The sequence below is a fragment of the Paraburkholderia sp. BCC1876 genome (assembly GCF_902833695.1).
Taxonomy (GTDB): Bacteria; Pseudomonadota; Gammaproteobacteria; order Burkholderiales; family Burkholderiaceae; genus Paraburkholderia.
Window position 1 is genome coordinate 42,173 of sequence record NZ_CADFGI010000006.1, and the last position, 14,543, is coordinate 56,715.

Below are 14,543 nucleotides of genomic sequence, written 5' to 3' on the forward strand. Positions count from 1 at the left end.
CCGCCGTGGGGCATATAATGTCCCCCGACCTGCCGCTCCTCCGAGAAAAATGCCCGACCTACTCGCCAACCTGAACCCCGAACAACACGCCGCCGTCACGCTCCCCAACGAGCCGGCGCTCATCCTCGCCGGTGCAGGCAGCGGCAAAACCCGCGTGCTCATCACCCGCATCGCGTGGCTCATCCAGCACGGGCTGGCGTCGCCCGCCACCGTCCTCGCGGTGACCTTCACCAACAAAGCCGCGCGCGAAATGATGTCGCGTCTCCAGGGGCTGCTGCCGATCGACACGCGCGGCATGTGGATCGGCACCTTCCACGGCCTCTGCAATCGCATGCTCCGCGCGCACCATCGCGACGCAGGCCTGCCCGCCACGTTCCAGATTCTCGATACCGCAGACCAGTTGTCCGCGATCAAGCGTCTGATGAAGGGCCTCAATATCGACGATGAAAAGTACCCGGCCAAAAACCTCCAGTACTTCATCAACAACGCGAAAGAACAAGGCCTGCGCCCGAAAGACGTCGACGCGACCGACAACTTCAACCTCAAATTCGTCGAGCTCTACGGAGCCTACGACCAGCAGTGCCAGCGCGAAGGCGTGGTCGATTTCCCGGAACTGCTGCTGCGCTGCTTCGAGCTGCTCGCGCATAATCCGCCGCTGCGCGCCCACTATCAGGCGCGCTTTCGTCATATCCTCGTCGACGAGTTCCAGGACACCAACAAGCTGCAGTACGCGTGGCTCAAAATGCTGGCCGGCCAGACCAACTCGATCTTCGCGGTCGGCGACGACGACCAGTCGATCTACGCATTCCGTGGCGCGAACGTCGGCAACATGCGCGACTTCGAACACGAGTTCAACGTCCGCCATCTGATCAAGCTGGAGCAGAACTACCGCTCGCACGGCCATATTCTCGACGCCGCCAATCAACTGATCGCCAACAATTCGCGACGTCTCGGCAAAAACCTGCGCACCGACGCGGGTCACGGTGAACCGGTGCGCGTGTACGAATCCGCTACCGATTCGCAGGAAGCCGGCTGGATCGTCGAGGAAATCAAGGCGCTGATCAGCACCGGCACGTCGCGCAGCGAAGTCGCGATCCTGTATCGCAGCAACGCGCAGTCGCGCACGATCGAACACACGCTGGTCAACGCGGGCATCGCGTATCGCGTGTATGGCGGCTTGCGCTTCTTCGAGCGCCAGGAAGTCAAGCACGCGCTCGCCTATCTGCGCCTGATCGACAATCCGAACGACGACACCGCGTTCGTGCGCGTCGTGAATTTCCCGACTCGCGGTATCGGCGCGCGCTCGATCGAACAACTCGCGGACGCGGCGCGTCTGTACAACTGCTCGATGGCCGCGGCGATTCCGTACGTGGCGGGCAAGGCGGGCTCGAGTCTTTCCGCGTTCGCGAACCTGGTCGGCAAGATGCGCGCGGAAACGCAGCAGATGAGCCTGCCGGAAACCGTCGAGTACGTGGTGCGCACGAGCGGGCTGTCCGAGTTCTATCAGAACGAACGCGAAGGCCAGGACCGACTGGAGAACTTGCAGGAACTGGTCAACGCGGCGGCGGCGTTCGTCAGCGAAGAAGGCTACGGCATGGACACGCCGGCGCGGTCCATTCCGCTGCGCCCGGGCGCGAGCGCCGCGCCTGAGCTGGCGGTCGCCACCGACGACCCGAATACCGTCGTGTTCGACGCCCCCGGCATCGCCGATCCGGCGCAAAACCCGGACACGATGACGCCGCTCGCCGGCTTCCTGTCGCACGCATCGCTCGAAGCGGGCGACAACCAGGCGCAAGCCGGCCAGGAGGCCGTGCAACTGATGACCGTGCACGCGGCCAAGGGGCTGGAGTTCACGGCGGTGTTCATCACCGGTCTCGAAGAAGGCCTGTTCCCGCACGAGAACAGCGCGATGGAGTCGGACGGTCTGGAGGAAGAGCGGCGCCTCATGTATGTGGCGATCACGCGCGCGAAGGAGCGTTTGTATCTGTCGTTCGCGCAAAGCCGCATGCTGCATGGCCAGACGCGCTACAACATCCGCTCGCGCTTCTTCGACGAACTGCCGCAGGAAACCCTCAAGTGGCTCACGCCGAAGATCGAGGCGGGCGCGCGCTGGGGCGGCGGCCGGTCGGACAACGCCGGCTATGGGCGCGACTGGTTCGCGCGGCCGGGTTATACGGGGCCCGCGTCGTCGACGCCGGCGCCGCTGCCGGCTTTCGCGAATGAACAGCGGGCGGCGGAAACGGGCTTCCGCGTCGGGCAGCAGGTGTTCCACACCAAGTTCGGCGAAGGCACGATCACCGCGCTCGAAGGCGGCGGCGTCGACGCCAAGGCGCAGGTCAAATTCAAGCGGCACGGCGAGAAGTGGCTGGCGCTCGCGGTCGCCAAATTGCAGGCGGTCGAATGAGCGCCGCGCCGTCACATCGTCCGCTCGGCATTCTGGCGGCGCTGCCGCAGGAACTCGGCGATCTGATCGACGCAATGCGAGCCGAGTCCGGCGTACGCACGATCACGCACGGTCAGCGCGACTATCACCTCGGCACCTTCCACGGCGCGCCTTGCGTCGTGACGCTGGCGCGGGTCGGCAAGGTGGCGGCATCGGCTACGGTCAGCGCGCTGATTCACGCGTTCGAGGTCGAAGCGGTCGTGTTCACCGGCGTCGCCGGTGGCGTGGGCGCGGAGGTGCGGGTCGGCGATATCGTCGTGGCCAACGCGCTGCTGCAGCATGATCTCGACGCGTCGCCGCTGTTTCCGCGCTTCGAAGTGCCGTTGCTGGGCGTGTCGCGTTTCGCGGCGGATGCGGCGCTGGCCGATCAGCTCGCGGCGGCTTGCGAACGCTTCGTCGCTGAAGAGGGCGCAGTGTCGGCGGCGCGGTTTGGGACTCAGGCGCCGCGCGTGCATCGCGGCCTGATTATCAGCGGCGATCAGTTCGTGGCCAGCGCGGCAGGCGTCAAAGCGCTGCGCGACGCGCTGCCGGACGCGCTCGCGGTCGAAATGGAAGGCGCGGCAATCGCGCAGGTTTGCTACGAATACGGCGTGCCGTGCGCGGTGGTGCGCACGATCTCGGATACCGCCGACGATCACGCGCCGGAGTCGTTCGTCTCGTTTCTCACGGAGATCGCCGGCACGTATTCGAACGCGATCCTGACGCGGTTTTTAGCAGCGCGGAGTTCGGCGCACTGACTGACCCGTGTCGCGGAATGAATGACAACAACGCCGGCTGCATGCCGGCGTTTTTTGTCACAGCGCACGCTAATCCTTCCCCATCTCGTCCAACGCCTCGCGCACCTGCTGCAACGCCGCCGGATCTTCAATGGTCGGCAAATCGCCCGTCTCACGTCCCTCCGCAAGCGCCGCGATTGCGCGGCGCAGCAGCTTGCCGGAGCGCGTCTTCGGCAGCATCGACACCACCACCACGCGCGCCGGCCGCGCAATCGCGCCGAGTTGACGGTCGACCGTCGCCGTGAGGTCGGCTTCCAGCTTCGTGCGTTTTTTTGCGCCCGCATAAGCGTCGGCGTCGCGCAGCACCACGAAGGCCATCGCCGCTTGTCCCTTGAGCGCATCCGTCACGCCGACCACGGCCACTTCCGCCACGGCTGCGTGGCTGGACAACGCTTCCTCGATCTCGCGCGTGCCGAGCCGATGGCCCGCGACGTTGATCACGTCGTCGGTCCGGCCGAGGATCGTCACGTAACCGTCTTCGTCCTGAATGCCCCAGTCGAAGGTGGAATAGAGCTGCTGGTTCGGAATGCTCGACCAATACGTGCTGACAAAGCGTTTGTCATCGCCCCAAACCGTCGACATGCACCCCGGCGGCAGCGGATAAGCCAGCGTCAGCACGCCTTTCTCTCCAGGCGCACAGGGCTCGCCGCTCAACTCGTCGCGCAAGCTCAGATTGAAACCCGCCGACGGCACGCCCGGCGAGCCGAGCTTGGTGGGCAACGCTTCGACGCCGCGCGGAATCGCCAGCATCGGCCAGCCGGTTTCGGTCTGCCAGTAGTTGTCGATCACCGGTTTGCCGAGCGCCTTGGTAATCCACGCGGCGGTGGGCTCGTCGAGCGGTTCGCCGGCCAGAAACAGCGTGCGCAGGCTCGACAGATCCGCTTGCTTCAGCAGCGCCGGATCCTGCTTTTTCAGCACGCGCAACGCGGTCGGCGCCGTGAACATCAGATTGATCTTGTGCTGTTCGACGAGGCGCCACCAGATGCCGCCATCCGGCCGGATCGGCGTGCCTTCGTACATCACGGTGGTCAGCCCGGCGATCAGCGGTGCGTAAATAATGTAGCTATGGCCGACCACCCAGCCGACGTCCGACGCGGTAAACATCGTGTCGCCGGGCTTGCCCTGGAAGATGTGTTCCATCGACGCCGCCAGCGCCACCGCATAACCGCCGACGTCGCGCTGCACGCCCTTCGGCTTGCCGGTCGTGCCCGACGTGTACAGCACGTAAGAAGGCTCGTTCGATTCGAGCCATTCGCACGGCACATGGGCGTCGTAGAACTGTGCGCGCAGCGGTTCGTAGCTGACCAGGTAGCTGGCGTTCAGCCGTTCCGGCGCGAGTTGCCGGTCGATCAGCAACACGTGCGGCGTCTTGTGGGTGGCGCGCGCGAGCGCTTCGTCCATCAGCGGCGTGTAGTCGATCACCTTGCCGCCGCGCGCGCCGGCGTCGGCGGTCACGATCAGCACCGGCTTCGCGTCGTCGATGCGGGCCGCCAGGTTCGGCGCCGCGAAGCCGCCGAACACGACCGAATGAATCGCGCCCAGCCGCGCGCAGGCAAGCATCGCGAACAGCGCCTCGGGGATCATCGGCAGATAGAGCAGCACCACGTCGCCGCGCTTCACGCCGAGCGAGCGCATGACCGCCGCCATCCGGTTGATTTCCGCGTACAGCTCGGCGTACGTGTAGCGCCGCTCGATACCGGTTTCCGTCGACACATAGACCAGCGCATTCTGCTGCGCGCGCGCGGCCAGATGACGATCCACCGCGTTATGGCACAGGTTCGTGCGGCCGCCGCTGAACCAGCGCGCGAACGGCGGATTCGAGCGGTCGAGCACCGTGTCGAACGGCGTCTCCCAATGAATCCGTTGCGCTTCGTCGCGCCAGAAGGCTTCGGGGTTCTCGATCGAACGGCGGTGGAAGTCGCGGTAGCTGGTCATCGACGGCAATCCTTCTGCTGCGTGAGTGAACCTGAGTGAACGGGATAGCGAAGCGGGCGGCCGGCTTGCGCGGCGCGGGAGCAGGGCGTGGTCCCGCACAAGGATAGAACAGGCGCGACGTTGCGGACAACGCGGGTTGTCCATGAGCGACCGACCCACAAAAAAAGGCGCCGCAGCGCCTTTCTCTGAAACCCACTTTCGAGCTAACCGCTCACGCCTTCGCGCGCTTGCCTTCGACATCCGGCAGAAACACCGTCAGCACGCCGATCAGCGGCAGGAACGAACAGACCTTGTACACGTACGCGATGCTGGTGGCGTCGGCCAACTGCCCAAGCACCGCGGCGCCGACGCCGCCCATGCCGAACGCGAAGCCGAAGAACAACCCCGCGACCATGCCCACCTTGCCGGGAATCAGCTCCTGCGCATAGACGATGATCGCCGAGAACGCCGAGGCCAGCACCACGCCGATGATCACCGTCAGCACGCTGGTCCAGAACAGGTTCGCGTAGGGCAGCAGCAGCGTGAACGGCGCGACGCCGAGAATCGATACCCAGATCACGTACTTGCGGCCGATCCGGTCGCCGATCGGACCGCCGATCACCGTGCCCGCGGCCACCGCGGCGAGGAACACGAACAGATGGATCTGCGCGGCCTGCACCGGCAGATGGAACTTGTCGATCAGATAAAAGGTGAAGTAGCTGTTGAGGCTGGCGAGGTAGAAGTACTTCGAGAACACCAGGAGCATCAGCACGCCCATCGCGAACATGACCTTGTTGCGCGACAGCGTGGCGTGCGGTGCCGAGTTGCGCGCCTTCTTGATCGACGGATGCCGTTTGTACCAGCGGCCGATCTGCGTCAGCACGACGATCGCGACCAGCGCCGCCACCGAGAACCAGGCGATGCTGCGCTGGCCGTGCGGAATCACGATCAGCGCGGCGAGCAGCGGCCCGAGCGACGAGCCCGCGTTGCCGCCCACCTGGAACAGCGACTGCGCGAGACCGTGCTTGCCGCCCGACGCCATGCGCGCGACCCGCGACGACTCCGGGTGAAACACCGACGAGCCGCAGCCGACCAGCGCCGCCGCGACCAGCAGCACGCCGAAGCTCGGCGCGACCGACATCAGCAGCAGGCCCGCGAGCGTGAAGCCCATGCCGACCGGCAGGGAATACGGCTTCGGATGCTTGTCGGTATAGATGCCGATAAACGGCTGCAGCAGCGACGCGGTGATCTGATAGGTCAGCGTGATCAGCCCGATCTGACCGAACGACAGCGCGAAGTTGTCTTTCAGCATCGGGTAGATCGCCAGGATCAACGACTGGATCATGTCGTTGAGCAGGTGCGAAAAGCTGATCGCGCCGAGCACGGAATACACCGTGCGCTGAACCGTGGCGGCCGGTTGCGCAGTGGCGGGGTTGGCTGCGGGATGGGCAGCGGAGTTGGCGGACACAGTGCCGTTTCCGGCTCCGGCCGACGCGCCGGCGAGGGCGCTTTTATCGAGGCTCGTTTCCATGCGGTAGATGAAAGAAAAGGAAGATGACGGGAAAGGATTCGATGCTGCCGGTGCGCCTTGCCGCTGGGCGTGGACTGCTGCGACATTTCGACGCGGCAACCGGCGTAATCAGCTATTTGTCGCAGTTTAATGTGGCTTGAGCGAAATGTAAGGACAAGTTTTGTCGCGAATCGGACATGATTTGTCGATGCAGGCCACATCCCGACACGCCGAAAGCGGGAGCCGCCTGCACCGTCACGGTGCTTGAGGCGCGTGTGTTGCCCTTACCACGGGTGGCTGGCGACTCGTCGGATAAATCCGGCTCGGGGATTTTTGGCCATGTATAAAACGGTCGCGGGCGCGAAGCTTACAAGGCGATGCGTCGAGGACCGGGCAATACGCGGTCGGCATTTCGCGAGCGACGCTAAAGATCGCAGACGTTCTTGCCGTAGACCCGGAGAGATAGGCAGCAATGCCGGGACTGACCTTTCCGGCAGCTCTACATGTGGGGACGGGGAATATGAAAGCAGTGTCGCTGGGCAGCCAGGCAGGTGTGGGTTTTGTTCCAGAGGGGGATTCGGCGGGCAAGTTGCCGCCGCGTGGCCAGAGCAGCCGCTCGCGCGGCGTGAAGCTCAAGGGTTTGTCGGTGAAGGTGATGCTGCGTCTCGCCTTCGCGGTGCTGCTGATCGGTACGCTGCTGATCGGCGTGTTTTCGCTGACGCAGATCAGCCGGTTGAACGCCTCCGCGCAATCCATCTACGACCAGGGGCACGTTGCCAGCCGCGCGGCCGAAGAGGCGCGCGGCCACATGCTGCGCGCGAGCCGCGCGCAAAAAATGCTGCTGACCGCGACCACCGCGAAGGAACGCGACGATCTCGGCGGCGACATCGACAAAGGGTTGAACGGCCTGGCCGCGCAACTCGTCACGCTGCAGCAGTACGTCGATACGTCGGACGCCAAGGCGGTCGACCAGCAGAAGAAATTCGCCGCCGCCGTCACGGTCTGGAGCGGGCACCTGCGCGACTTCGTGACGCTCGTGAAAGCACAGCCGCTCGATCTGTCGCAAATGAACTGGCAGGTCGGCACGCAGGACGTGTCGCTGCTGGTCGAAACCGACAAGCTCGAAAAGATGGTCGACGAACTCGTCGTGCAGCGCGGCACCGCCGCGAAGGCGACGATCGATGCATCGGGCTTCATTTACCACTCGTCGTTCGTGATGATCGCGGTGATGACGATCGGGCTGATCGTGCTCGCGTTCGGTATCAGCGAATGGGTGGTGCGACGTCTGGCCGGCCAGCTCGGCGGAGAGCCGGGATACGCGAAGGAGATTGCCAGCCGGATCGCGGCGGGCGATCTGTCGAACGAGATCGCGTTGGGGCGCAAGGACAAGTCGAGCATGCTGTTCGCGCTGCACGACATGCAAAGCGGACTGGCCACGACGGTGGCCGACATTGCGTCGAGCGCCGATGCGATTGCGACGGCGTCGGGTGAAATTGCGATGGGCAATCTGGATCTGTCGCAGCGCACCGAGCAGCAGGCGATGGCGCTCGAGCGGACCGCGAGCAGCATGGAGCAGTTGACGTCGACGGTGCGGCAGAACGCCGATAACGCGAAGCAGGCGAGCACGCTGGCGCATAACGCGTCGGATATTGCGGAGAAGGGTGGCGCGGTGGTGAGTCGCGTGGTCGCGACGATGAATGAGATCAACGATAGCGCGCGCAGTATTGGCGACATTATTGGGGTGATCGAAGGGATCGCGTTTCAGACCAATATTCTGGCGTTGAATGCGGCGGTTGAGGCTGCGCGGGCTGGGGAGGAGGGGCGTGGGTTTTCGGTTGTCGCGGCTGAGGTGCGGAATCTGGCGCAGCGGAGTGCTGCTGCTGCTAAAGAGATTAAAGGGCTGATTAGTACGTCGGTTGAGCGGGTGGGGAATGGGTCGGCGTTGGCTCAGGATGCTGGGCAGACCATGGATGAGGTTGTTAAGGCCGTTAAGCGGGTGACCGATATCATGGGGGAGATTTCTGCTGCCTCCTCTGAGCAGAGTGCTGGGATTGAGGAGATTAACCTCGCGGTCACGCAGATGGATTCTGGGACGCAGCAGAATGCGGCGTTGGTTGAGCAGGCTACCGCTGCTGCCAGGTCTCTTGATGATCAGGCTAGAGGGTTGAAGGGGATGGTTGGGAAGTTTAGGTTGTGAGGTAAGGGGGGGCTGGTCGGCGGGTTGGGTGTTTGGTTGTTTGCCTGGGGTGTTGGCCTTTCCTTGATGTCACGGTGGTCTATTAGCGTCGCCCCTGTGCGGGGCGGCACTAACTTCTCTTTGCCGCGGCAAAGAGAAGTCAGCAAGAGAAAGCCGCTTACACCGCTAATTTTTAAGCGGGTTCCCCGCGCAGCCGCGGTAGTGGCTCATCTGGAATCCGTGTTCTCGCGCATTCCGCGCTCGTGACAAAGGCGTCATTCTTCCGGCGGCGCTGCGCGCGCCGTCGCGGTCGTTCAAGCATGGCCCCTGCTAAGCGGGGTCATCGCCTGCCGCGGTAGTGGCTCATCTGGAATCTGTGCTCTCGCACATTCCGCGCTCGTGATAAGGGCGTCTTTCTTCCGGCGGCGCTGCGCGCGCCCCTGCGGTCGGTGTGGCCGCCGTTGTGGGTGGGGGTGCTCACGTACAATCTGGTGATTCCTCTGCTATCAATGTGTCGCGCTTTTCGGCGATGCGAATTGCCATGACTTACGACACGAATCAGGTTCTCGACTCCGCCCAGCAATGCTTCGAGGCGGGGCAACTCGATGATGCCGCCGAGCTGCTGCACGGTGTGCTATCGAACGTGCCGGAGCACGGCGAGGCGCTCGAAGGGCTCGGCTATATCGCCGTGCAGCAAGGTGATCATCCCCGTGCGGCGGACTTCCTCGTGCGAGCTTCGCGGCAGTTGACGATGTCCGTCGAGCGACTCAATGTGGTCGCCCAGATCTGTCAGCTCGCACATCGTCATGCGGATGCGGTCGCGCTGTTCGAGCGTTGCCTGAGCCAGTTCCCGGATGACCCTTCTTTATTGCACGGCGGCGCAATGTCGCTGATCAAGCTGGGGGAGCAGCAGCGCGCGCTGGCTTTGCTCGAGCGTCTGTGCAAAAGCCAGCCGCATTCGGCCGAAGCGCATTACAACCGCGGCTCGTTGCTCGGCGCGATTGAGCGTTACGACGATGAGATCGATGCGTACCGTCAGGCGATCAGGCTCAAGCCGAATTTCGTGCGGGCGTATGTGAATCTCGGGGTTGCGTTGCGCGATGTGCAGCGGTTCGATGACGCCTTGCTGCAATTCAAAAAGGCGTTGTCGATCGATTCGAACGATGTCGGCGCGCGCACCAATCGTGCGCAGACGAATCTGCTGCGAGGCGAATTCGAACACGGCTGGCGCGAATACGAATGGCGCTGGCTCGAGGGCCCCGGCAGTCACGGTTTTCCTGACAGCACGCTGTGGAAAGGCACTCAACCGCTGAGCGGCAAGACGGTGCTGGTTCATAACGAGCAGGGTTACGGCGACACACTGCAATTCATGCGCTTCGTCGATCGACTCAGCGCAAAAGGCGCCCGCGTCGTCTTGCGCGTGCAGGATGTGCTCCTGCCGCTGCTACACGACTATCCGGGCGCCGCCGAAGTCATCGGCGAGTCTGCGGCATTGCCGCCATTCGACTATCACGTGCCGACGATGAGTCTGCCGTTCATGCTCAAGCTTCGCGAAGCTGACCTCGCGATGGCCGGCCCCTACCTGCATGCGGACGCAACCCTTGTCGCCGACTGGGACGACCTGTTCGCCGGTTCGACTCGACGGCCCCGAATTGGCGTCGTATGGTCGGGCAGCCGCACGCACAAAAACGACCGCCATCGTTCGATGTCGCTTGAGCAAATCCAGTCCCTGTTTGAAGTTGACGCCGATTTCATCGCATTGCAAAACGACATACGCGAGACTGACGACGCATGCTTGACGCAGCTTGTACAGCGGGGCGTATTGCGTGACGTATCCACGCGGTTGACGACATTCGCCGCCACTGCCGCGCTAATAGAGCGCCTTGATCTCGTGATCAGCGTGGACACGGCGATGGCGCATCTTGCGGGCGCGCTTGGCAAGCCGGTCTGGATAGCGTTGCCTTACACGCCCGACTGGCGCTGGCAATTGAACCGAAGCGACAGCCCGTGGTATCCGGGCACGCGCCTATTCCGCCAATCAAAGCGCGACGATTGGAGCGACGTGATCGCATCGCTCCGGGAAGAACTCACCAAACAGACTTCTCCGACCGACTAAACCCCGAACCGCCCACGACCGACCACGACGGCGCGCGAAGCGCCGCCGGAAGAATGACTGCTGTGTCACGAGGGCGGAATGTGCGAGAGCACAGATTCCAGATGAGCCACTACCGTGGCTGCGCGGGGCACCCGCTTAAGAATTAGCGGTGTGAGCGGCTTTCTCTTGCTGACTTCTCTTTGCCGCGGCAAAGAGAAGTTAGTGCCGCCCCGCAGAGGGGCAACGCCAATAGACCACTAACAAAGCAAGGAAAGGCCAACGCCACAGACAGCACACCCACCCCCCAGCGCAAGCCCAAAAAACCATCACCCCGGCGTAACAACAACAGTACAAGTAATCCCAGCAGCCAAAACAACCCCCTCAGGAACCGAATCAATACTGACCCGAACGGGCACCCGCTGCGCCAACCGCACCCAGTTAAAAGTCGGATTAACATCAGCAAGCAGCTCCCGACTTTCAGGATTATCCCGATCGTAGATGCCACGAGAGATACTCTCGACATGCCCCTGCAAGGTCCCCCCACTCATCAACCGGACCTCGGCCTTATCGCCAACTCGCACATGAGGAAGCTTGGTCTCCTCAAAGTACCCATAAACCCAGAACGAGTGACTATCGACAATAGCCAGCTTGGCTGACCCAGCCGTCGCATAATCCCCCCGATAAACGTTCAGATTAGTCACATACCCATCAACAGGCGAAACAACCCGCGTCCGCGCCAGATTCAACTTCGCGGCATCGAGCGCAGCCAGCGCCTGCTGATAAGAAGCCTCGGCAGCAGAAGCAGTATGAGTCGCATTCTCACGACTTTCCTTGGACACCACCAAAGCATCCATGTCAGCCCGCCGCTGCGCATCATCCCGTTTCATCTGCAATTCGGCCTTGCGCGCCGCGACCGCAGCCTGCGCCTGCTCAACCGCGATCTCATAGTGCGAAGGATCGATCTGCATCAACAGATCACCCTTCTTAACGAGCTGGTTATCCTTCACAGGCAGATCGACAACCGCACCCGAAACATCCGGCGCAACATTGACAATCTCAGCGCGCACGCGCCCATCACGCGTCCACGGTTCATCCATGTAATGAACCCACAACACGCGCCCAATCAAAATCGCGACGATAAAAATAACGGCTGTCGCGACGAAGCCCACAAGATTTCGGATGGTCATGATTCGACTCTGATCAACGATAAACGGCGAGACTCAGCACGCCGCACACACACACGAGCAAGCTGGCCCGGAACAAGGACGGATGCCACACCACGCGATACACGCCCGTATAGGCGATCACGCGGTCCAGCACCCAGGTAAGCGCGGCGCCCGCGATAAACAGCAGCACGATGGCCGGCACGTAGGCGTCGAATACAGCGATATCACGTGGCATGACGAACTCCTTTCTCTGATGCACCGTCGGCGCGGGTGCGTCCGCTCACCAACGGTTCAAGCGGCGATTGCGGATCGAGCAGCGCGGTACGGATGAAATGCAACTGACTCAGAATGCGTTGCAGTTGATGACGCTCCTCACGCGGCGGCGTAAAGGTGGCCAGCATCTGCTGAAGCGCGGCGATCGCGTCGGTGGTCGCGGCGAGCGCGCGGTCGAAGCGGTCTTCACGCGGACGCTCGAACAGCGCGGTCAGCGCATCGCGCATCGCCCGTAACGTGACGCGCCACGGCATCGTCTTCGCGTAGCGCGCGTCGGCCGGCAGCGTCGCCACTTCGCGACGCAGATCGATCATCGCGTTGCCCACTTCGAGCACTGCGAACAGCCAGCGCAACGTGTCGCGCTTGAGTTCGGGCTCGTTCTGCGCGAGCGCGTTGATCTGGAACATCAGATCGCGCGCGCCGCTCTCGAAGCGCGAACGCACCCGCCGCATGCCCGCGCGGCTCGCCAGCGACACCTGGCGGCGCAGGTCCACCAGCAGGCGATTGCGCAGCCACGGCGTCGACGGCGGCAGCAGCACCGCGAATGCGATCGATACCACCAGCATCGACAGCACCAGCGCAATCGCGTCGTTGATCGTGCCGCTCGGGTCGTAATGGATCACGTTGTCCGGGCCGGCCAGAAAGCAGAAGAAGATGCAGTAGCCGACGCCATAACCGGCCAGTGCCGGGCGCGTCGTCATAAACACACCGAACAGCAGGAACGGCGTAAGCGCCGCGCACAGCAGCGGAAAACCGTCGATGTGCGGATACACCCCGTACACCGCGATCATCCCCATGACGGAGGCGACCAGCGTGCCGCCGGCCATCTGGAACGCGGTGCGCTTCGGATTCGGCGACGCCGAGGCGAGCGCGCAGACGGCGGCGGCATCCAGTGTCAAAGTCGAACCGCTCGGCCACGCGGTCGCGATCCAGAACGCGCCGAGCACCATCATCACGAGGGCGGCCCGCACGCCCGCGACGCCCGCCGCGATCGCGTTGGTCTTCGGCTCGTAGCGCTCGATCCAGCGCTCGCGCTCGTGCGTGTCGACGGCAAGCGACGCGTAAGTGGCCGCGTACGCATGCAGATCGTCGACAAAGCGGTACAGCAGCTCGGCGCCGGTGTCGAAGTCGAGCAACGGCGCGTCGGGGTGCGCTTCGAGCGCGCAGCGCGTCGCGCGTACGCGCTTCGGCAACTCGGCCTTGTAGGCGTCGAGTTGCGCGGCGGCGTGGGCGGCATCGGCGGCGCTCAGCACGGGTTCGCCGGATTTCGCGAGTAGCGGGGCGATTTCCTTGAAGTACGGTTCGAGCGCGTCGACCGCAATCGCCGCGCCGTGCGTGTCCTGGCTCGGACCGGTTTCGCGCAGCCGGTTCATCAACTGATGCAGTGCGTGAAAGCGCGTCGACGCGGTCATGAACTCGCTGTTCAATCGCGCGAGACGGCCGCCGCGCATCCGCGAATCGGGTCCTTCGAACACGGCCACGCTGCGCGCCGCTTCGAATCCGACGATATCGGCGACGAAGCGCGCATTGGTCGCTTCGATCTGCGCGCGGTCGTTACGGCCCGCGAGCGACGCGGACACATACTCGACGAACGACGAAAAGCGCGCCCGCACGGTGCCGCGCATCTGCAAGCCGGCGAACTGCGGGAACACCAGGCCGCTGACCGCGCCCGCGCAGACGATCCCGAGCACGACTTCGGCGACCCGCGTCAGCGCGCTGAGAAACGCGCCGTCCGGATGCTGCGAAGCGGGGATGCCGATCAGCGCGGCGGTGTAGCCGGCCAGCACGAAACCGTACGACTTGAAGTTGCGATTGCGCGCGGCGCCGGCCGTGCAGATGCCGACCCAGATCGCGGTGCTGGCAATAAACAGCTCGGGCTGCTGCGCGAACAGGCCGATCAACGCGAGCATCACGACGAGGCCGACGAGCGTGCCGCAGATCCGGTAGAAGCTCTTCGCGAACACCATGCCGCTTTGCGGCTGCATCACGATGAACACGGTGGTCATCGCGGTGCGTGGCTGTGGCAGGTCGAGTTTCATCGCGATGCCGAGCGCGAGGAAACAGGCGGCGAGCGCCTTGAACAGATAGATCCACGTGAGGCCGTCGTTGCGCGCCCAGTCGGCGGCGGCCGCGTAGAGCGTGGCGAGCGACGTCGGGCGCGCGGTGGAGGAAGGGGAGGCTGACATGGCC

Annotated in this window: 9 protein-coding genes; 4 read left to right on the plus strand and 5 right to left on the minus strand. The window is 63.7% G+C overall.

Going from position 1 to position 14,543, the window contains the following annotated elements; translation table 11 throughout:
• The first annotated feature begins 49 nt into the window (after positions 1-49).
• Positions 50-2,404, plus strand: coding sequence for a UvrD-helicase domain-containing protein (locus tag HWY05_RS21965; RefSeq protein WP_035546993.1), 2,355 nt, complete (start codon positions 50-52; stop codon positions 2,402-2,404).
• Positions 2,401-3,180: a 5'-methylthioadenosine/adenosylhomocysteine nucleosidase gene (locus HWY05_RS21970; protein WP_176059623.1), complete on the plus strand. Its 780-nt coding sequence runs from the start codon at positions 2,401-2,403 to the stop codon at positions 3,178-3,180. Before HWY05_RS21965 ends, HWY05_RS21970 begins: the two co-directional genes overlap by 4 nt.
• A gap of 69 nt (positions 3,181-3,249) precedes the next feature.
• On the opposite strand, the gene HWY05_RS21975 is transcribed toward HWY05_RS21970, so the two are convergent.
• Together HWY05_RS21975 and HWY05_RS21980 are read right to left on the minus strand one after the other, a co-directional pair.
• Complete coding sequence (locus HWY05_RS21975; RefSeq protein WP_176059624.1) at positions 3,250-5,154, minus strand: propionate--CoA ligase; 1,905 nt, start codon at positions 5,152-5,154, stop codon at positions 3,250-3,252.
• A 211-nt stretch (positions 5,155-5,365) separates the two neighbouring features.
• Positions 5,366-6,664 carry an MFS transporter gene (locus HWY05_RS21980; RefSeq protein WP_035546987.1) on the minus strand — a complete coding sequence of 433 codons (1,299 nt, stop codon included), beginning with the start codon at positions 6,662-6,664 and terminating at the stop codon, positions 5,366-5,368.
• A gap of 499 nt (positions 6,665-7,163) precedes the next feature.
• Here HWY05_RS21980 and HWY05_RS21985 point away from each other — a divergent pair, with 499 nt between their 5' ends.
• Together HWY05_RS21985 and HWY05_RS21990 are read left to right on the plus strand one after the other, a co-directional pair.
• Positions 7,164-8,840 (plus strand): methyl-accepting chemotaxis protein, encoded by a 1,677-nt coding sequence (locus HWY05_RS21985; protein ID WP_035546984.1) that lies wholly within the window; start codon positions 7,164-7,166, stop codon positions 8,838-8,840.
• 520 nt (positions 8,841-9,360) lie between these two features.
• Positions 9,361-10,935, plus strand: coding sequence for a tetratricopeptide repeat protein (locus HWY05_RS21990; protein ID WP_176059625.1), 1,575 nt, complete (start codon positions 9,361-9,363; stop codon positions 10,933-10,935).
• 305 nt (positions 10,936-11,240) lie between these two features.
• Here the strand turns inward: HWY05_RS21990 and HWY05_RS21995 are convergent, their stop codons facing one another.
• The 3 genes from HWY05_RS21995 to HWY05_RS22005 are packed head-to-tail and all read right to left on the minus strand — an operon-like array spanning position 11,241 to position 14,539.
• Positions 11,241-12,101 carry an HlyD family secretion protein gene (locus HWY05_RS21995; protein WP_035546978.1) on the minus strand — a complete coding sequence of 287 codons (861 nt, stop codon included), beginning with the start codon at positions 12,099-12,101 and terminating at the stop codon, positions 11,241-11,243.
• Positions 12,102-12,114: 13 nt separating this feature from the next.
• Positions 12,115-12,315 carry a DUF1656 domain-containing protein gene (locus HWY05_RS22000; RefSeq protein WP_176059626.1) on the minus strand — a complete coding sequence of 67 codons (201 nt, stop codon included), beginning with the start codon at positions 12,313-12,315 and terminating at the stop codon, positions 12,115-12,117.
• A complete protein-coding gene (locus HWY05_RS22005) occupies positions 12,305-14,539 on the minus strand; it encodes an FUSC family protein (protein WP_176059627.1) in 2,235 nt (744 codons plus the stop codon). The genes HWY05_RS22000 and HWY05_RS22005 overlap by 11 nt, the downstream gene beginning before the upstream one ends.
• Positions 14,540-14,543 lie beyond the last annotated feature (4 nt).

Bases quoted from the DNA above. Each gene is read 5' to 3' on its own strand.
- HWY05_RS21965 (WP_035546993.1), top strand. From the start codon at position 50: ATGCCCGACCTACTCGCCAACCTGAACCCCGAACAACACGCCGCCGTC.
- HWY05_RS21970 (WP_176059623.1), top strand. From the start codon at position 2,401: ATGAGCGCCGCGCCGTCACATCGTCCGCTCGGCATTCTGGCGGCGCTG.
- HWY05_RS21975 (WP_176059624.1), bottom strand. From the start codon at position 5,154: ATGACCAGCTACCGCGACTTCCACCGCCGTTCGATCGAGAACCCCGAA.
- HWY05_RS21980 (WP_035546987.1), bottom strand. From the start codon at position 6,664: ATGGAAACGAGCCTCGATAAAAGCGCCCTCGCCGGCGCGTCGGCCGGA.
- HWY05_RS21985 (WP_035546984.1), top strand. From the start codon at position 7,164: ATGAAAGCAGTGTCGCTGGGCAGCCAGGCAGGTGTGGGTTTTGTTCCA.
- HWY05_RS21990 (WP_176059625.1), top strand. From the start codon at position 9,361: ATGACTTACGACACGAATCAGGTTCTCGACTCCGCCCAGCAATGCTTC.
- HWY05_RS21995 (WP_035546978.1), bottom strand. From the start codon at position 12,101: ATGACCATCCGAAATCTTGTGGGCTTCGTCGCGACAGCCGTTATTTTT.
- HWY05_RS22000 (WP_176059626.1), bottom strand. From the start codon at position 12,315: ATGCCACGTGATATCGCTGTATTCGACGCCTACGTGCCGGCCATCGTG.
- HWY05_RS22005 (WP_176059627.1), bottom strand. From the start codon at position 14,539: ATGTCAGCCTCCCCTTCCTCCACCGCGCGCCCGACGTCGCTCGCCACG.